The 17,241-nt window shown below is 65.0% G+C and carries 21 protein-coding genes; 10 read left to right on the forward strand and 11 right to left on the reverse strand.

Annotated elements, in window-relative coordinates; genetic code table 11:
• The 6 genes from lepB (at position 1) to pdxJ (ending at position 4,364) form a co-directional block, all read left to right on the forward strand.
• Positions 1–855: a signal peptidase I gene (gene lepB, locus F3I62_RS14330; RefSeq protein WP_160490316.1), complete on the forward strand. Its 855-nt coding sequence runs from the start codon at positions 1–3 to the stop codon at positions 853–855.
• Positions 856–964: 109 nt separating this feature from the next.
• Positions 965–1,342 carry a DUF4845 domain-containing protein gene (locus tag F3I62_RS14335; protein WP_160490317.1) on the forward strand — a complete coding sequence of 126 codons (378 nt, stop codon included), beginning with the start codon at positions 965–967 and terminating at the stop codon, positions 1,340–1,342.
• Entirely contained in the window at positions 1,339–2,028 is a 690-nt protein-coding gene (gene rnc / locus F3I62_RS14340) for a ribonuclease III (protein WP_160080957.1), read from the forward strand. Before F3I62_RS14335 ends, rnc begins: the two co-directional genes overlap by 4 nt.
• Complete coding sequence (gene era / locus F3I62_RS14345; protein WP_160490318.1) at positions 2,021–2,923, forward strand: GTPase Era; 903 nt, start codon at positions 2,021–2,023, stop codon at positions 2,921–2,923. Before rnc ends, era begins: the two co-directional genes overlap by 8 nt.
• A 3-nt stretch (positions 2,924–2,926) precedes the next feature.
• A complete protein-coding gene (recO, locus tag F3I62_RS14350) occupies positions 2,927–3,625 on the forward strand; it encodes a DNA repair protein RecO (protein ID WP_160490319.1) in 699 nt (232 codons plus the stop codon).
• A complete protein-coding gene (gene pdxJ, locus F3I62_RS14355; RefSeq protein WP_160490320.1) occupies positions 3,618–4,364 on the forward strand; it encodes a pyridoxine 5'-phosphate synthase in 747 nt (248 codons plus the stop codon). Before recO ends, pdxJ begins: the two co-directional genes overlap by 8 nt.
• 210 nt (positions 4,365–4,574) lie before the next feature.
• Here the strand turns inward: pdxJ and F3I62_RS14360 are convergent, their stop codons facing one another.
• The 5 genes from F3I62_RS14360 to F3I62_RS14380 all read right to left on the reverse strand — a co-directional run bounded on the left by F3I62_RS14360 (position 4,575) and on the right by F3I62_RS14380 (position 7,827).
• Positions 4,575–5,129, reverse strand: a complete 555-nt coding sequence (locus tag F3I62_RS14360) for a magnesium transporter (protein WP_160490321.1) — start codon at positions 5,127–5,129, stop codon at positions 4,575–4,577.
• 82 nt (positions 5,130–5,211) lie between these two features.
• Entirely contained in the window at positions 5,212–6,234 is a 1,023-nt protein-coding gene (locus F3I62_RS14365; RefSeq protein WP_160490322.1) for a GGDEF domain-containing protein, read from the reverse strand.
• A 165-nt stretch (positions 6,235–6,399) separates the two neighbouring features.
• Positions 6,400–6,579 carry a hypothetical protein gene (locus tag F3I62_RS14370; RefSeq protein WP_160490323.1) on the reverse strand — a complete coding sequence of 60 codons (180 nt, stop codon included), beginning with the start codon at positions 6,577–6,579 and terminating at the stop codon, positions 6,400–6,402.
• A gap of 104 nt (positions 6,580–6,683) precedes the next feature.
• Positions 6,684–6,893, reverse strand: a complete 210-nt coding sequence (locus F3I62_RS14375; protein ID WP_160490324.1) for a cold-shock protein — start codon at positions 6,891–6,893, stop codon at positions 6,684–6,686.
• A 229-nt stretch (positions 6,894–7,122) separates the two neighbouring features.
• On the reverse strand, positions 7,123–7,827 hold the full coding sequence (locus tag F3I62_RS14380) for an endonuclease (RefSeq protein ID WP_160490325.1): 705 nt from the start codon (positions 7,825–7,827) through the stop codon (positions 7,123–7,125).
• A gap of 320 nt (positions 7,828–8,147) precedes the next feature.
• On the opposite strand from F3I62_RS14380, the gene F3I62_RS14385 reads away from it, so the two are divergent.
• From F3I62_RS14385 to F3I62_RS14400, 4 genes are all read left to right on the forward strand, one after another.
• Positions 8,148–8,939, forward strand: coding sequence for a PP2C family serine/threonine-protein phosphatase (locus F3I62_RS14385; RefSeq protein ID WP_160490326.1), 792 nt, complete (start codon positions 8,148–8,150; stop codon positions 8,937–8,939).
• 20 nt (positions 8,940–8,959) lie between these two features.
• A complete protein-coding gene (locus tag F3I62_RS14390; RefSeq protein WP_160490327.1) occupies positions 8,960–10,690 on the forward strand; it encodes a serine/threonine-protein kinase in 1,731 nt (576 codons plus the stop codon).
• Between the two features lie 25 nt (positions 10,691–10,715).
• Complete coding sequence (locus tag F3I62_RS14395; protein WP_160490328.1) at positions 10,716–11,573, forward strand: FHA domain-containing protein; 858 nt, start codon at positions 10,716–10,718, stop codon at positions 11,571–11,573.
• A gap of 360 nt (positions 11,574–11,933) precedes the next feature.
• Positions 11,934–13,244 carry a phospholipase gene (locus F3I62_RS14400; RefSeq protein WP_372240140.1) on the forward strand — a complete coding sequence of 437 codons (1,311 nt, stop codon included), beginning with the start codon at positions 11,934–11,936 and terminating at the stop codon, positions 13,242–13,244.
• Positions 13,245–13,428: 184 nt separating this feature from the next.
• On the opposite strand, the gene F3I62_RS14405 is transcribed toward F3I62_RS14400, so the two are convergent.
• The 6 genes from F3I62_RS14405 to F3I62_RS14425 form a co-directional block, all read right to left on the reverse strand.
• Entirely contained in the window at positions 13,429–14,304 is an 876-nt protein-coding gene (locus F3I62_RS14405; RefSeq protein WP_160490329.1) for an ABC transporter substrate-binding protein, read from the reverse strand.
• A 187-nt stretch (positions 14,305–14,491) separates the two neighbouring features.
• Positions 14,492–14,827, reverse strand: coding sequence for a DUF2025 family protein (locus F3I62_RS14410; protein WP_160490330.1), 336 nt, complete (start codon positions 14,825–14,827; stop codon positions 14,492–14,494).
• A 253-nt stretch (positions 14,828–15,080) separates the two neighbouring features.
• Positions 15,081–15,266: a hypothetical protein gene (locus F3I62_RS14415; RefSeq protein WP_160490331.1), complete on the reverse strand. Its 186-nt coding sequence runs from the start codon at positions 15,264–15,266 to the stop codon at positions 15,081–15,083.
• Positions 15,267–15,270: 4 nt separating this feature from the next.
• Positions 15,271–15,972: a YebC/PmpR family DNA-binding transcriptional regulator gene (locus F3I62_RS14420; protein ID WP_160490332.1), complete on the reverse strand. Its 702-nt coding sequence runs from the start codon at positions 15,970–15,972 to the stop codon at positions 15,271–15,273.
• A 172-nt stretch (positions 15,973–16,144) separates the two neighbouring features.
• Positions 16,145–16,276, reverse strand: a complete 132-nt coding sequence (locus tag F3I62_RS20325) for a hypothetical protein (protein ID WP_256667775.1) — start codon at positions 16,274–16,276, stop codon at positions 16,145–16,147.
• 152 nt (positions 16,277–16,428) lie between these two features.
• Positions 16,429–17,178 carry a 3-oxoacyl-ACP reductase family protein gene (locus F3I62_RS14425; RefSeq protein ID WP_160490333.1) on the reverse strand — a complete coding sequence of 250 codons (750 nt, stop codon included), beginning with the start codon at positions 17,176–17,178 and terminating at the stop codon, positions 16,429–16,431.
• Between the last annotated feature and the right edge of the window lie 63 nt (positions 17,179–17,241).

The following is a 17,241-nucleotide window of genomic DNA, read 5'->3' on the forward strand; positions in this document are numbered from 1 at the left end:
ATGTCGTTCAATTTCCCTCTGATTCTGGTGATTGCCGTTGCGGTTTGCGGTGCCCTGGCCTTGCTCGATCTGCTCCTGCTGGCCCCGCGCCGGCGGTCGGCGATTGCCACTTACGAGGGACAGGTCGACAAGGTGGACGCGCAGGTGCTGCAAAGCCTGAATCGCGAGCCGTTGCTGGTCGAATACGGCAAGTCGTTCTTCCCGGTATTGGCCATCGTGCTGGTGCTGCGTTCCTTCCTGCTGGAGCCGTTCCAGATTCCGTCCGGCTCGATGAAGCCGACTCTGGATATCGGCGATTTCATCCTGGTCAACAAGTTTGCCTACGGCATCCGCCTGCCGGTTGTCGATACCAAGGTCATCGAGGTGGGTGATCCGCAGCGTGGCGACGTGATGGTGTTCCGCTACCCGAGCGAGCCGAACATCAACTACATCAAGCGCGTGGTTGGTTTGCCCGGCGACCGGATCAGCTACACCACGGCCAAGCGCCTGCTGGTCAATGGCCAGCCGGTTGCCGAGACCTTTCTCGGCGAGGAACCGGGCAGCCTGGGCAGTGCCGCGCTGTATCGGGAGAAGCTGGGCGAGGTGGAGCACCAGATTCGCAAGGAGCTGCGCCGCAACCTGCACGTGCCGGGTGACGAATGGGTGGTGCCCCAAGGGCACTACTTCATGATGGGCGACAACCGCGACAACTCCAATGACAGCCGCTACTGGAACGACAAGCGTATTCCCCAGGAGCTGCTGGGCATGGTTCCGGATCGTAATATTGTCGGCAAGGCCTTCGCCGTGTGGATGAGCTGGCCGGATCCGAAGTTGCGCAGCCTGCCGAATTTTTCCCGGGTGGGGCTGATCCACTGATCAACCGGCATGTGTGTGGCGCATTGTGCAATGGGTTTGCGCCAGCTTATATAGAGTTATGCTCTGGGCCTGCGGGCATCACGATAAAAAAGGATAAGAGGGGGTGGTCATGAAGTTTGCGCATTCGCAAAAAGGCTTGTCGATGCTGAGCTGGCTGGTGGTGCTGGCTGTGGTGGCGTTCTTCGCCAGCATGACTTTCAAGATGCTGCCGCATTACATGGATTACATGTCCCTGGAGAAAATGATCGCTTCAGTGGAAACAGAGCCCAGTCAGGAAATTCGTTCGGTCTCCGACTTCTACAGCAAGTTGAGCAGTGGAATGATGGTTAACAATATCCGGGATTTGAACTTGAAAGAGTCGATCAAGATCACCGTCGAAAATGGTGAGTTTTTGGTTCACGTCAAATATGAGAAGCGTGAACCCTTGATTGAAAATCTCGACCTAGTAGCTCGGTTCGACAAAGAATTTCGCGTACGCATGCCGTGAGTGCCTCTCTAGCCCGTCTTGAGCGTCAGCTCGGTTATACCTTCCAGAACCAGGATCTGCTGATCCTGGCCCTTACCCACCGCAGCTTCGCCGGGCGCAACAATGAGCGCCTGGAGTTCCTCGGCGATGCCATCCTCAACTTCGTCGCTGGCGAGGCGCTGTTCGAGCGCTTCCCCCAGGCTCGCGAAGGCCAGTTGTCGCGTTTGCGCGCACGTCTGGTCAAAGGCGAGACACTGGCAGTGCTGGCGCGTGGCTTCGATCTGGGTGAGTACCTGCGCCTGGGCTCCGGCGAGCTGAAGAGTGGCGGCTTTCGCCGCGAATCGATTCTGGCCGATGCCCTCGAGGCGCTGATCGGTGGCATCTACCTGGACGCCGGCATGGACATGGCGCGCCAGCGTGTGCTGGCCTGGCTCAGCAACGAGCTGGAAAGCCTGACCCTGGTCGACACCAACAAGGACCCGAAAACCCGTCTGCAGGAGTTTCTGCAGTCGCGCGGTACCGACCTGCCGCGCTATGACGTGGTGGATATTCAGGGCGAGCCGCATTGCCGAACCTTCTTCGTGCAGTGCGAGGTGGCCCTGTTGAATGAAAATACCCAGGGGCAGGGCGCCAGTCGGCGCATTGCCGAGCAGGTCGCCGCCGCCGCCGCCCTCGTGGCGCTGGGCGTGGAGAATGGCAATGACTGATGCACCCGTACCCCGCTGTGGCTATGTCGCCATCGTCGGCCGCCCCAACGTGGGCAAATCGACCCTGCTCAACCACATCCTCGGGCAGAAGCTGGCGATCACTTCGCGCAAGCCGCAGACCACCCGGCACAACATGCTCGGGATCAAGACCGAGGGCGAAGTTCAGGCGATCTATGTCGATACCCCCGGCCTGCACAAGAACAGCGACAAGGCGCTGAACCGCTACATGAACAAGACGGCCTCGGCGGCGTTGAAGGACGTCGACGTGGTGATCTTCGTGGTCGATCGTACCCGCTGGACCGACGAGGATCAGATGGTTCTCGAACGCATCCAGTACGTGCAGGGGCCGGTGATCCTGGCGATCAACAAGACCGATCGCATTGAAGACAAGGTCGAGCTGATGCCGCACCTGGAGTGGCTGCAGCAGCAGCTGCCGAAGGCCGAGATCGTGCCGATTTCCGCGCAGCAGGGGCACAACCTCGATGCCCTGGAAAAACTGGTGGCTGACTTCCTGCCGGAGGGCGAGCATTTCTTCCCGGAAGACCAGATCACCGACCGCTCCAGCCGCTTCCTCGCCGCCGAGCTGGTGCGCGAGAAGATCATGCGCCAGCTCGGCGCCGAGCTGCCGTACCAGATCACCGTGGAGATCGAGGAGTTCAAGCAGGAAGGGCGCATTCTGCATATCCATGCGCTGATTCTGGTCGAGCGCGACGGGCAGAAGAAGATCATCATCGGCGACAAGGGCGAGCGCATCAAACGCATCGGCCAGGAAGCGCGCAAGGACATGGAGGTGCTGTTCGACTCCAAGGTCATGCTCAACCTCTGGGTCAAGGTCAAGGGTGGCTGGTCCGATGACGAGCGGGCCCTGCGTTCGCTGGGCTACAACGACATCTAAGCCATGCAGGCCAGTGCGTATCCGGCCTACGTCCTGCACAGCCGTGCCTACCGCGAGAGCAGTGCGCTGCTCGACATCCTGACTCCGCAAGGTCGTTTTCGCGCGGTCTTGCGCGGTGCGCGGGGCAAGGCCGGCACCCTGGCGCGCCCCTTCGTGCCGCTGGAGGCGGAGTTCCGTGGGCGTGGCGAGCTGAAGAACGTCGCCCGCCTGGAAGCCGCAGGCATCCCCAATCTGCTCGCTGGCGCCGCACTGTTCAGCGGCCTGTACCTCAACGAACTGCTGATCCGTCTGCTGCCCGCGGAAGACCCGCTGCCCGCCTTGTTCGAGCACTACGCCCTGACGCTCCGGGCGCTGGCCGCGAATCCGCCGCTGGAGCCCCTGTTGCGCGCCTTCGAGTGGCGCCTGCTGGACGAGCTGGGCTATGGTTTTGCCCTGGACAGCGATCTGGCCGGCCAGCCGATTGCCGCCGACGGGCTGTACCGCCTGCTGCCGGACGCCGGTCTGGAGGCGGTGGTGCAGCTGCAGCCCGGCTTGTTTCGCGGCGACGATCTACTGGCCATGGCCGAGGCCGACTGGTCGTCGCCCGGCGCGCTGGCTGCGGCCAAGCGCCTGATGCGCCAGGCCCTGGCACCCCATCTGGGCGGTCGACCACTGGTCAGCCGCGAACTCTTCATGAATCTCAAGGAACCTGCCCGTGACTGAAGCCAATCGCATCCTCCTCGGCGTGAATATCGATCATGTCGCCACCCTGCGTCAGGCCCGTGGCACCCGATACCCCGACCCGGTCAAGGCGGCGCTGGATGCCGAGGAGGCCGGTGCCGATGGCATCACCGTGCACCTGCGCGAGGATCGCCGGCATATCCAGGAACGTGACGTGCGCCTGCTCAAGGAGGTGCTGCAGACGCGGATGAACTTCGAGATGGGGGTCACCGACTTCATGCTCGACTTTGCCGAGAGCATCCGTCCCGAGCACATCTGCCTGGTTCCGGAAACCCGCCAGGAGCTGACCACCGAAGGGGGGCTGGAGGTGGCTGGCCAGGAAGCACGCATCCGTGCGGCCGTGGAGCGCCTGAGCCGGCTGGGCTGCGAAGTGTCGCTGTTCATCGATGCCGACGAGCAACAGATCGAGGCGGCGCGGCGTGTCGGTGCCCCGGCCATCGAGCTGCATACCGGCCGCTATGCCGATGCCCAGACCCCGGCGCAGGCGGCCCGCGAGCTGGCGCGGATCCGTGACGGAGTGGCCTGCGGCCTGGCCCATGGCCTGATCGTCAATGCCGGCCATGGTCTGCATTACCACAATGCCGAACCGGTGGCGGCGATTGCCGGCGTGCACGAACTGAACATCGGCCATGCGATCGTCGCGCATGCCCTGTTCGTCGGCTTCAAGGCGGCGGTGGCGGAGATGAAGCAGCTGATCGTCGCCGCTGCTGCGCGCGGCTAAGAGCCTGTTTGCGATCTCCCGGCCGTCGGCCATACAGCGTTAAAAGCAGCCTCGGAATGCTTATTTACAGCACGTAAACTCCGCTTCCTCGGCTGCTTTTGCCTTGTCTGGCTCTAGTCCAAAAGATCGTAAACAGACTCTGAAGGCACACGCCTGCCAGCAAGCCGGCCCGCGCGCGCTGTACAAAATGGCAGCGCGCTCGGCGACCATTCAGAGCATGCGGCGGAACTGATGCCATCGGCGCTGCACGCTGACCGCCCAGTCCGGCGTGGCTTCCCCGGTGCCGGCCAGTTCCAGGCGCGGATGGTGGGCGATGACCTGGTTGAGGATCGGCTCCTGCCCAGGTTTCACGTCGACAAAGAACAGGTGCTTGCCTTCGTGCAGTTTGTCGGCAAAGCGGCGGAAGGCGCTGTTGGGTTGCTGCATGCCGAACAGGCTGCCTTCCCAGATGCAGAAGCCGACCAGCACCACCGCCAGGAACACGAAGGGTGTCCAGCCGGCAGGGCTCTCGGCCCAGCCGTTCAGCCAGGCCAGTAGCACCACCAGGGCTGCCAGGCTGAGGCCGATCAGGCTGGCGATCTGGCCGGAATGGACCAGGTCCTGTTTCATGAGCGATGGTACGTCGTGCAGCTGGTGTTGCTCGACTGCGGCATCCTGCTCGCTCAGGACGTGGATCTGTTCGGTGCTGATGCCGCTGGCTTCCAGCTCGTTCTCGAGCTTTTCCAGCTCGTCCAGGTTGTCGCTGATGTAGTAATGCCGATTCATGGCACACCTCCCATCTTGCAGTGGTGAGCCCCCAGTGAGTGCAGGTGACCGCGATGGGTCTATCGACAGTGTAGTTGTGTGCTCAGGGCCGCGATTGCGGGCTGCCGAGCGGCTGCGGCGCCTCGATGATGCAGCGGTCGCGGCCGGCGCTCTTGGCCTGGTACAGGCACTGGTCGGTGCGCTGCAGCCAGCTGCTCCAGCTTTCGTCGCGGCGCAGGGTGGTGCCGCCGATGGACACCGTCACCGGCCCGCCCGGCCCACGCAAGGATTGCCGCACCCGTTGCAGCAGGTGGTTGGCGGCGGCTTGCAGGCCTTCGCTGGTGCTGTCCGGCAGGAGCAGGAGGAACTCTTCGCCGCCGAAGCGGAACAGGCGATCCTCTTGGCGCGAGCAGGATTTGATCAGCTCGACGAAGTCGATCAGCACCTGGTCGCCGGCCGGGTGGCCGAACTGGTCGTTGATCTGCTTGAAGTGGTCCAGATCCATTGCCAGTGCGCCGTAGTCCTTGCCGTGGCGGCGTTTGCTGGATACCGCGATCTTCATTTCCTCATCCATCGCCCGACGGTTGCGGGCGCCGGTGAGCGGGTCGCTGATGGCCAGGATCTGCAGCTGCTCGCGCTGGCTGCTGGTGCGGTAGGCGAAGATGAAGGTGAGGATGCCCGCCACCGTGTTGGTGACCAGGAAGGAGATCATCTGGTAGTGGCTCTCGAACACGCTGCCCGGGACCCAGAGCGCGTGGCCGACCAGGCTGGTAAGGATCAGCAGCGTGGCCACGATGGCCTTGCCGGGAGAAACCATGAAGAAGTTGAAGAGGATCAGCGGGTAGAGCCAGAACAGGCCGTTGACCCCCAGGTTGATGGCGATCAGGGTCGAACCCACCGAGAAGATGCTCGCCAGGTAGATGCCGGGCTTCACCGTGTCTCCGGTGCGCCAGGCATAGAGCACGGCCAGTATGGTGGAGGTGACGAACACCGAGTCGGCGATACCGACCAGGTAGTTGCCGTGCATCAGGCGATAAAACGCGTAAGGCGTGATGCCCAGTACGCCGATCAATCCCATGAAGGAGATGATGGATAGCTGGAAGTCTTTCCTGAGTCGCTTGAACATCAGCGATAGTCCCTTGGCCTGTGGCTCTTTTTATCGTTTTCTGACGACAGGATGCAGAGCTTTGCCAAGGTGGGCAAGGGCGATGTTGGGCGAGGTGCCAGTATTGCCGCCAGAGTGCCGCGCGTGTGCGGGCCATGGCGGTTGCTGGCTATTCGGCCGGCAAGATTATTTCTTGCTGATGGTGATGTGACGGCTGGGGGTGAGCGACTGACCGCTGACGCCTTTGGCGATCTGCTGGATCTCGCCACCGGACTTGAGGAACGCGGCGATCTGGGCTTCGATGGATTCGTGGGTTTCCACGGCCGGTTGCGGTTTGGGTTTCTGGCTGGATCCTTTGACTCGCATGGTGGCTCCCCTTTGAGGAAATCGATGGCGCACGCTGGGTGCGGATGAAATGGCAGGGATAAAAAAACCGGCCCGTGGGCCGGTTTTCGTGACGCGTCGAGTAATTAGATTACTTGGACGTCGTCAGCTTGCATGCCTTTCTGGCCTTTTACAGCCACGAAGGAGACCTTTTGGCCTTCCTGCAGGCTTTTGAAGCCAGCGCTCTGGATCGAGCGGTAGTGTACAAACAGGTCGGCGCCGCTTTCCGGGGTGATGAAGCCGAAGCCTTTTTCATCGTTGAACCACTTGACGGTGCCAGTTTGACGTTCGGACATGGGATGTCTCCTTGAACAAAGTGAACATGACACTGGAACAGCCCAGGTCATGACTGAGTGCAAAGAGTAAAGAAACCGATGGAAGGTTGGATCGAGATCTAAACAGGTCGATTTGCGGTGACACATGCAACACAGTCCGAACAACTTACAGGTATAACGGCCAATCGCCTAGTCATTTCTTCACTTTCTGCTAAGCGGGGTGCCGTTGCAGGGCCTCGGCCGATCGGCCTCAGCGACTCGGTGCCGGGCAGTGGCGCGGATCGGTCGGGCCGACATGGGGGTTGTACCAGCCCATCACGCAGGCCAGTCGCTGGTTGCGCTGGCGCTCCCAGTCCTGCACCGGGTACTGCTTGTGCCAGGCCTCGAACAGGCGCCGGTCCTGCTTCGACAGACGCAGGCCGTAGCGTTCGCTCATGTAGAAGTAGGTGCGGGCGATCATGCCGCGGACCTTGGCCCTGGGCATCGCCTTGCGTGCCTTGAAGTCGACCACCATCGGGCAGGCGCCGTACTGGCTGGGTTGCTGGGGCAGCCAGGCAAAGCTGTAGTTGCTGCGATCGCCGTTCACCTCGCCGATGCTCGGCACCAGATTGAACAGGTCGGCCTCGGCGCGCTGATAGATGCGGTCGTTGCTCGCGCAGTTGCGCCGTCCGCCTTGTTGCCAGCAGCGCCGCTGGTGGCCGATGACCCAGGCCGGGACTATGTGCTCCCACTCGATGCGGGCGGCGCGTCGCGGGTTCTTGCGCGGCACATAGCCACAGCTGCCCAGGTCGACCTGCTTGCCGCTGTAGCGGCAGCCGCAGTAGAACTCCACCGATTGGCGGGCATACAGCTGCCAGGCGACTTTCTTCGCTTCGGTAAAGGTGCGCGGCGGCGCGGCGGGGCTGGTGACGGGCAGGGCAAGGGCAAGCAGCAGGGCGATACAGCGCCAGGGCATGGATACGGCATCCCTAAAAAAGCGCGGCATCATACCGCTCTGGCGGACTTTGCCAAGGCCGGTCTAAAGCGCCCCGTTTTTGCCGGGCCTGGCGCTATGGCGCGCGCCGGCAACGGCTGCGGCAGCGCAGCGAATACCCGGGTGGCCTGGAGGTGCGGGGTTATCCCAGGCAGAGCCAGCACGAACAGCGGCGCGCCGCCGACGTGCCATCAATCTCGACTGATTAACACTTTCTTGGGAAACTTTTGCGTCTGGCTGACAGCCGCCTGCGGCGGTCGCATCATGCACGGGGAGTACCTTGACGAGATGATTCCGTAGCCATGTCCATTACGCACACCGAGCAGTCCCTGGGCTTCGCCGCGCAAAGCGTGGCCGGCCAGGTGCGTGCGCATAACGAAGATGCCGTGCTGTGTTGCCCCGAGCTGGGCCTGTGGGCCGTCGCCGACGGCATGGGCGGACATCAGTGTGGCGAGGTGGCCAGTGCCCTGGCCCTGCAGGTGCTGCGCGAGGCCGTTGCCGCGGGCGATAACCTGCTGGCAGCGACGCAGGCGGCCAACGCCGCGATAGTGGCAGCCGGGCAGGTCGAAGGCGGGCGACGCATGGGCACCACCCTGGTGGCCTTGTGCTTCGATGGCGCCGACTTCGATTTGGCCTGGGTCGGCGATAGCCGGGCCTACCGGGTCAGCGCCGAGCATATCGAGCAGCTCAGTCGCGATCACAGCTGGGTGCAGCTGATGATCGATGCCGGCGAGATGACCATCGAGCAGGCGCGCACCCATCCGCGGCGCAATATCGTCATCCAGTGCCTGGGGCAGAGCGAGCAGGAGCTGACGGTCGGCCAGCTGCACGGCACCTTGGCCGCCGGCGAGCTGTTGCTGCTGTGCAGCGATGGCCTCAGCGGCGAACTGAGCGATACGCAGATCCAGCAGCTGTGTGCCGAGGCGGCAACCCTCGACGAGCTGGTCGAACAGCTGATAGGGCTGGCCAATCGGCTGGGCGGCAAGGACAATATCTCCTGCATCGTGCTTGGCCTGAATGCGCCGCAATCGCCGGTGATCGCTGCCAGACCCCGGAACTTTCTCAGCAGATGGCTGGGTCCCCGTAAGCCTTGAACACTTCGACAAGACATTCGATGAGCAACCATTTGCTAGAGATACCCGGCTACCGCGTGCATGGCCAGCTGGGCAAGGGGGGTATGGCCGAGGTCTACCTGGCCACCCAGGAATCATTGCACCGCAAGGTCGCGATCAAGGTGCTGCTCAGCGCCGATGATGAGACCTTCAGCCAGCGCTTCACCCAGGAAGCGCACATCGTCGCCTCGCTCAACCACCCGGCGATCATCACCATCTATGACATCGACCGCCTGGCCGACGGGCGCTACTACCTGGCCATGGAGTTTCTCCCCGGCGGCGACCTGACCCGGCACAAGGGCGAAGTCTTCCCCGTCGAGCGTGCCCTGGCCATCGTCCGCCAGGTCGCCAGCGGCCTGGCCGTGGTGCACGACAAGGGCCTGGTGCACCGCGACGTGAAGCCGGCCAACATCCTCTTCCGCGCCGATGGCTCGGTGGTGCTGACCGACTTCGGCGTGGCCAAGGACCTCGACATCGACAGCGAGCTGACCCAGTTCGGCATCGCCGTCGGCAGCCCCGCCTACAGCAGCCCGGAGCAGGCGCAGTGCCAGGTGCTGGACGCGCGCAGCGACATCTACAGCCTCGGCGTGATCCTGCTGGAGATGCTCACCGGCAGCAATCCCTACCGCGGCGGCAACTACACCCAGACCGTGGTCAATCACGTGCAGATGGCGCCGCCCGAGCTGCCGGAGGCACTGGCGGCCTTGCGCCCGCTGCTGGCGCGCATGCTGGCGAAGAACCCGGACGAGCGCTTTGTCGACTGTCGCGAGCTGCTGGCCGCGCTCGATGCGTTCGGGCAGAGCGAGGTGCAGCAGACCCAGATGCGCCCCGCGCTGAAGGTCGCACCGGCCGGCGTGGCGCCCGATGCCGCGGGCAAGGCCGCGGCGCCGGCCAAACCGCGCCGTTCGGCGATGCCGTTGCTGGTGGGGCTCAGCGTACTGGTGCTGATCGGCACCCTGACCTTCGCCACCCTGTACCTCAAGGAGCGGAGGCAGATCGAGGCCTTGCTCGCCTCGGCCGAGCAGCGCTTCGCCAGCGGGCAGCTGAACGAGCCGCAGCAGGACAGTGCCGAGCACTACTTCAACCAGGTCCTGCAAGTCGATGCCGATAACGAAGCGGCCCTGGCCGGCCTGCTGCGGGTCAAGGAGGCGCGCATCGCCGCCTTGCTCGAGCAGGGCGAGCAGCGCCTGCGCGAGGGGCTGCTGACCGCTCCGGCCGATGACAGTGCCGATTTTTATTTCCGTCAGGCCCTGGCGCTGGACGAACAGCATGCGGCCACGCTGCAGGCCTTGCAGCGCCTGCTCGAGGCGCGCATTGCCGGCTACCTGGAACGGGCCGAGCAGAGCATTGCCGACAAGCGCCTGCTGCTGCCCGAGGACGACAGCGCGGTGTACTACTACCAGCAGATCCTCGGCTGGGCGCCGGGCCACGAGCAGGCCCTGGCCGGCCTGAACCGGGTGGCCATGCTCTATCGCGACCTGGCCAATGCCTCCTACCGGCGCAGCGATTTCCCCGCGGCGCTGGCCATGATCGAGCGCGGCCTGCAGGTCGAACCGGAAAATCCCGAGCTGCTCAAGATGCGTAATGAACACCAGCAGCTGTTAAGCTCCGCGCGCGCCGCCCGGGCCCGCGCCAGCGAGGCGGCCGCGCGCGAGCAGCAGGCCGCCGAGCAGAAGGCGCAGCAAGAGGGCAATCCGCTCAAGCGCGCGTGGAACAATCTTTTTGGCGAGTGAGCGCCATTTCGACAGGATTTAGACGATGCTCAAGCTGCATTTCAAGGACAGTCGGCAAGCCCCCATCTGGCTGGTCGAGGAGCGTTTCACCGTCGGCCAGGATCGGCGCAACAACCTGGTGCTGGCCGATAGCGGCATCCACGGCTTCCATGCCGAGATCCGCCAGGAGAACGGCCTCTACTACGTCAGCGACTGCGACAGCGCCAGCGGCACCTTCGTCAACGATGAGCGCGTCACCCACCGCTACCAGTTGCGCAGCGACGACACCCTGCGCCTGGGTGAGGTCGAGCTGCAGCTGAGCGACCCGGCCAAGGCCAAGCCGCGCAGCGAGGGCGGGCAGCGCTGGTTCCTGCAGGTGCTCAAGGGCGAGAACGAGGGCAAGAAGTACCATGTCAGCGGTTCGATGACCTTTGGTCGCTCGGTCAAGTGCGAGCTGTGCTTCAGCGATGCCGAGCTGTCGCGGCGGCACTGTGAGTTCTTCCTCAAGGACGACGTGCTCGAGGTCAAGGACCTGGCCTCGGCCAATGGCGTGCAGGTCAATGGCGAGAAGGCCAATACCCGGGTGCTGCAGCCCGGCGACCAGGTGCGCATGGGCTCGGTGCTGTTGCTGGTGATCGGCCCCAAGGTCGAGGTGCAGCAGGCCGAAGACGAGGATGCCACGCTGTTCATGCGCGCCGTCGATCTGCCCAAGCCGGCCGCCAGCAAGCCGCTCAATGCGGCCCAGCCGGCCACTGCCAACCCGCTGCGCGCCGCCGCCCAGGCCAGTGCCGCGCCCGCCGTGGCCGCGCTGCCGAGCCGTGGCGGCCTGAGTCCGCTGCAGGCCGGCCTGCTGGCCCTGGCGGCCTTTGCCGGTGGACTGCTGGTCGCCAGCCTGCTGTTCTGAGAACCTGTTTACAATCTCCTGACTCGCGGCCATACCGCGTTAAAAACGGCCTCGGAATGCTCATTTACAGCTCGTAAACTGCGCTTTCTCGGCCGTTTTTGCCTTGTCTGGCTCTAATTCAGAAGATCGTAAACAGATTCTGAGGCGCCGAACCCGCTCGCGTGGCAGCGACGAGCGGGATCGGGTGCTGCGGGCCAACACGCCGGCAGCCTTGAACCGCGCTCACTCCATGTACTCGCCTGCTCCCTGCCCGCAGGTGGCCGGATCCGTGCATGTGCCTGGCGTCTTGTGTCCGTGCGGCGCGCGGCCGCCGGGGTTAGGCTGGCCTGCCGCAGACCGCCGCCGAGTAGTGGAGTGAGAGTGAAGCCGTTCGCCCTGTTGTCCTGTGCCTGGATCCTCGCCAGCCTGCCGTTGGCCGCCCACGCCTGGTCCAATCATTCCCTCGGCAGCCTGCTGGCATTGCGCGGCATGCCCGAGCTGGCGGCCGAGGTGCCGGCCGAGCCGCTGGAGGCCTTCCTGCTCGAGCAGGCGCCGGCCATCGAACGCCTGCTCGACCAGCAGGAGAGCTTTGCCCGCGAATATTTCCCCGGCTATCCGGCGCGCCCGGACAACCTGCGCTGGCTGGCCGCCGGCCTCAAGGAGCCGCGCCAGGCCTTCCTGCGGGCGCTGCGGATCAATCCCGAGGTGCGCCTGGCCAGCTTCATCCAGCAGCTGCCGGGGCAGGATGCCGGCGGCCGGCGCCGCCTGCTCAGCCAGGATGTCCTGGTGTTCCACAAGATCGGCCCGTGGAGCCACTGGCGCTACCTGGAGCTGCGTCCGGGCGAGGCGGTCAGCGCCCTGCAGGTGCTGGCCAGCGCCGCCGACGAGCCGGACTACGGCCACGACATCAACCTGTTCCGCGACAACCCGGGCACGGCCGGCCAGGACTACAACTTCGGCGAGCAACCGTTCGGCGATGCGCGCTTCGAGTATTCCTCGCAGGCGCCTTTCCATATCGGCTATTACCACGAGTCCGAACTGATCTTCGCCGCCGCGCCGTACCTGGCGCGGACCCTGCCGCATTGGCGGATCTACCAGTACAGCGGCCTGGCCCGCCTGGCGTTCGCCAGTGGCCACCCGTACTGGGGCTACCGTTTCCTCGGCTGGGCCCTGCACTACCTGCAGGACCTGACCCAGCCCTACCACGCCCGGGTGCTGCCAGGCGTGGGCACCGGCGACATGGTGCTGATCGCCGCCAAGGCCGAGGCCGGCTACCCGGAGGATCGCGAGGCCGCGATCCAGCGCGTGGCCGACCGGCATACCGCCATCGAGCACTACCAGCTCGAGCGCATGCAGCTGCTGATGCACGACGGCCCGGCCGACCACCCGTTGCTGGCGGCCTATGCCGACCTGCGCGAGGATGCCGGCTCCCCGGCCGTGGGCCCGGACTACGCGGTGCAGGTGGTGGCCGCCGAGTCCCAGGCGCGCGCCGATCAGCTGGATCAGCTGATCGGTCTGTGGCTGGCGCGCCAGGCCGCCAGCCAGGGCTTCAGCGCCGGCAACCAGCTGGCCAGCGCCAGTGATCCGGCCATGGAGCAGTTGCTGGTGGAGTTGTTCCGCAACTTCGGTACGCATAGCCGCCAGGCCGTGCGTGCCAGCCTGCCGGGCGTATCTGCCAGCCGGCAGCCCTGAGAACCTGTCTGCGATCTCGCGAGCTGGAGCAAGGCAAGGCGCTACGTTAGTAACAGCCTCCGGCTGGTCAAACAGGCGAGCAGGCGCAGTTTACGAATGGTAAATGAGCATTCCGAGCCTGTTTTTAACGCAGCATGGTCGACGCGCAGCAGATCGTAGACAGGCTCTGAGCGCGGGGCGTGGTCTAGGGCCGGAGCTGCCGCAGATCGTCCGGATGGAACCACAGCTCGCGGCGCTGCAGGGGCGTGGCCGCCGGCAACAGCGGGTTGCGCAGCTCGATCAGCCGGCGCTGGGCGAAGTCGACCCGCCCCAGGCTGGCGCCGTAATACTGGAGGAACAGGCGGTCGAACGAGCCGTCGGCCAGCGCCCGCTCCAGGCCGCGCTCCACGGTTTCGGCCAGCTGCGGGTTGTGCGGCGAGAAGAAGAAATACAGGGCGGTGGGGTAGTGCAGGAGCAGGTGGCGGTCGATGGTGATGGCCGCCTCGCGGTTGTGCTCGGCTTCGTCCCAGATCTCGATGACCGCCCGCGGGAAGTAGTCGAAGCGCCCGGCATCGAGCATGCGGAACAGGCTGTCGTAGCTGGAGCTGACCTCCACCGGCAGGCCGTTGTAGCGCAGGATCTGGGTGTCCGGCCAGTCGTGGCCCTGGCCGGCGCGCCAGCCCTGCAGGTCGGCGAGCCGGCGCACATGGCGCAGCAGCAGGGGCCGGTCCTGGCGCAACAGGGCGATGCGCCAGCCATACAGGCCCTTGTCCAGCGGAATGCGCACCGGCAGCAGGCGCCGCTCGCGGTCGGCGCTGGTCATGCTCCAGACCACGTCGACCGCGCCGTCTTCGGCGAGGCTGACCAGCGCGCGCTCCTGCTCCATCGGGTGCTCCGATGGCTGCAGGCGCAGGGGGCTGCCGGCCTTGTCCAGGGCCTGCTGCAGCTGGGCCAGGGCATAGGCCTGGCGGTACTCCTCGCCGCCGGGCGCGCGCGGGTAGCGCAGCAGCTCGTCCGCCCGGGCCTGTAGCGGCGCCAGCAGCAGAACCAATAGCCCGCTGTAGAGCACGGTTGCGTGCATCGATTGCAATCCTTTCAATCGCCGGGGCGCCGTGTCGCGCCCCGTTTTGGAGCGAGCATTATGCCAGCCTCGCCGGAACGGTGTGACACCGTGCCCGCGGGCTGGGGGCGTTAGGCCTGGCAGCCTTCATGGTAGGCGTTGCGGCCGTTGCTGAGCCCGTCGGGCCGTGCCGTTGCGGTCGTTCCGCTCAGGCCGGCGTCCTCGGCAGCACACGCCGCTCGGCGCTGATTTCGGCCAGGTCGCTGCGCCGCAGGTAGACATGCAGCGCCTCGGCGAGGTGCAGGCGGTCGTCGATGTTCTGCGCGACCAGCAGCTGCAGGCGTTCGCGGCTGAGGCGCATGACGCCGCCGGGCAGCGGCACCCAGACGAACTCGCAGGTGGGGGTGATGCTCTCGCCCGGCACGTCGAGGCCGAAGGAGTCTTCGCTGAAACGCACGATATGCTGGCCGGTCTTTTCGTTGAAGCCGACGAAGCCCTGCAGGGCGTCGGCCGCGGCGCAGATGCTGGCGGAAGTGATGCTCATGGGTAAACCTCAGGCGGGCGCCGGATGGCGGCGGTGGTCGGGTCTACACGCAAGGAAGGAGGGTGGGCTCGTGGGCCGCACACGCGTTATGCCGCGCATTGTTGCGGCGGGGCGGGAGCCGCGTCTTGTCGGAGGTCAATGTTCGAGGGTGCCTGAGAATCAGTCGCGGCTATGCAGGGTGCCCGCAGATGGCCGTAGGGTGCGCCGTGCGCACCGAATAACCCGCGATGGGCCTCGGTGCGCACGGCGCACCCTACGAGCTTTGCCGCTCCAGCTCGCGGCGTACCATGTTGGCGAATTCCGGTGGGCTCAGCTGGTACAGCTCGGTGGCGACCCAGGCCAGCCAGCGCGGGCCGAGGGCCGCACGCTGGTCGAGCAGACGCCGCGCTTCACTGCTGGCGCGCGCGGCGTGATCGGCATGGTATTGCTGCCGACTCAACGGCTTAGCCAGACAGGCCGACGTAGACGTTCTGTACGTCGTCGTGGTTGTCGAGGGCTTCGAGGAAGGCTTCGACTTCTTCCATCTGTGCGTCGCTCAGGCCGCTGACCGGGTTCTTCGGGATGTAGCCGATCTTCGCCGAGTTGACGGTGAAACCATGCTCCGGCAGGGCCTTGCACACGGCGTCGAGGTCGGTCAGTTCGGTGACGAACAGGGTGTTGCCCTCATCGGACGGCTCGAAGTCCTGGGCGCCGGCTTCGATGGCGGCCAGTTCCGGGTCGGCGCCGCTGTCGGAGGAGGCTTCGATCATGCCGACGTGGTTGAAGTCCCAGGTCACCGAGCCGGAGGCACCCATCTGGCCCTTGCGGAACAGCACGCGGATTTCCGCCACGGTGCGGTTCAGGTTATCGGTCAGGCATTCGACGATCACCGGCACCTGGTGCGGGGCGAAGCCTTCGTAGGTGGTGCGCTCGAAGTTGACGGTCTCGCCGAGCAGGCCGGCGCCTTTCTTGATCGCCCGCTCCAGGGTGTCCTTGGGCATCGAGGCTTTCTTGGCCGCGTGTACGGCCACGCGCAGCTTGGCGTTGGTGTCCGGATCGGCGCCGTTGCGTGCGGCGACCATGATTTCCTTGACCAGACGGCCGAAGATCTTGCCCCTGGCGTTGGCTGCGGCTTCTTTAGGTTTGGCTTTCCACTGTGCGCCCATGTTGGTTCTCTCGCTGGCTGCGGATGGGGTAAGTCGATGTCCGGGCTACGCCGGATAAGGCGGCAGATTCTAGCCGGTCACGCGCGCGGAGGCACCTGTGAGCTGTCGGGGGCTGGTTTGGCGGAGGGGAAAGGGGCCCGGCGCCGTAAAGGCGCCGGGTCTGGCTAGAGACTCAATGGGTCTCGGCGTGGCTGCCCAGCAGCGTGGTGCCATGCTTTTTATCGCGCTTGGCCATGCGCTTCTCGTGCGGGGTCTTGAGCGGTTTTTTCTTGCTCTCTTTGTGTGAATCCTGACTCTTGCTCATGGCGGTTACCTCGGTGATATGTGGATGGAAGCTGAGTGCTTGTCGGCCATTACCACCTCCCAGGTTGCATGAACCTGCATGGATGCAACATTTCATCTGGCACAAGCATAGCCCTGCTCGGGGGGCTGTGCAGGTCGTTGCGCGGCCGTGCGTCAGGCGGAGAAACCGCCGTCGATGGTCAGGCTGGCGCCGGTGATGTAACCGGCTTCCGGGCCTGCCAGGTAGCTGACGAAGCTGGCGATCTCCTCGACCTGGCCGTAGCGCGGCAGGGCCATGGTCGGCTTCAGCGCGGCGGCGAACTCGGTGTTGTCCGGGTTCATCTCGGTGTCCACCGGGCCCGGCTGCACATTGTTCACCGTGATCCCGCGCGGGCCGAGGTCGCGGGCCAGGCCCTTGGTCAGGCCGACCAGTGCCGACTTGCTCATGGCGTACAGTGCGCCACCGGCAAACGGCATGCGCTCGGCATTGGTGCTGCCGATATGGATGATCCGCCCGCCGTCGCCCAGGTACTTGGCGGCTTCCTGGCTGGCGATCACCACGCTGCGCACGTTGATCGCCAGGGTGCGGTCGATGTCTTCCATGCTCAGTTCCTCGAGCGGTGCAATCGCCAGGACGCCGGCGTTGTTGACCAGGATGTCGAGACGGCCGAAGGCTTCCACGGTCTGGCCAATGGCATGCCGGATGGCCTGTTCGCCGGCGCTGTCGGCGCGGATCGCCAGGGCGCGGCCGCCGGCGGCGACGATGCTCTGCACCAGCGCTTCGGCGGCCTGGGGCGACTGGCTGTACGTCAGGGCAACACTGGCGCCGTCACGGGCCAGGCGTTGGGCGATGGCGGCGCCGATGCCGCGCGAGCCGCCTTGGATGAAAGCAACTTTGCCGCTGAGGGGAAGGGTAGTGGTCATGTTCGTCTCCGAAGGGTTGGGGTAGTTGACGGAAACGAGTATCTGCCCTGGATTGATTATTGA

This window comes from Pseudomonas sp. R-28-1W-6 (assembly GCF_009799925.1).
In the GTDB taxonomy this organism is placed as follows: domain Bacteria; phylum Pseudomonadota; class Gammaproteobacteria; order Pseudomonadales; family Pseudomonadaceae; genus Aquipseudomonas.